General features: G+C 48.4%; 1 protein-coding gene. It reads right to left on the bottom strand.

Going from position 1 to position 539, the window contains the following annotated elements:
• On the bottom strand, positions 1 to 539 hold a 539-nt coding region (locus R7Z50_RS30565), incomplete at both ends, for an aldehyde dehydrogenase family protein (RefSeq protein WP_318150159.1).

The raw sequence follows: 539 nt of genomic DNA, 5'->3' as shown, positions 1-539 counted from the left end.
CCAAAACCGCCGATGATCACTGGAATTGTGCTGTTCTCTTTACACATTTTGTGCAGACCAGCTCCACCACGTGGGATGATCATATCAACGTAGTCATCCAGTTTAAGCAGTTGAGAAACCAGCTCGCGATCTGGCTTTTCAATGTACTGTACTGAAGCGGCTGGCAAGTTTGCTTTTGCAAGGGCTGATTGGATAACTTTCACGAGTTCCATGTTAGAGAAAAACGTCTCTTTACCACCGCGTAGGATGCTGGCGTTACCCGTTTTCAGGCACAGTGCGGCAATGTCGATAGTCACATTTGGACGCGCTTCATAAATCACACCCACAACACCAAGTGGTACACGGCGGCGAGATAGAGACATGCCGTTTTCTAGCACTTTACTGTCGATTTCGCTGCCCACAGGATCGTTTAGGCTGATCACATTGCGAACATCATTTGCAATGCCCGTTAAGCGTTCTTCATTCAACAGTAGACGGTCTAACAGCGCATCGGTCAGACCAGCTTCGCGACCAAGTTCGATGTCTTTTGCGTTTGCTGC

This window comes from Vibrio sp. 1249-1, from assembly GCF_033340495.1.
The sequence above is the reverse complement of the archived record's forward strand: the minus strand, read 5'-3'. Positions and strand labels throughout refer to the sequence as shown.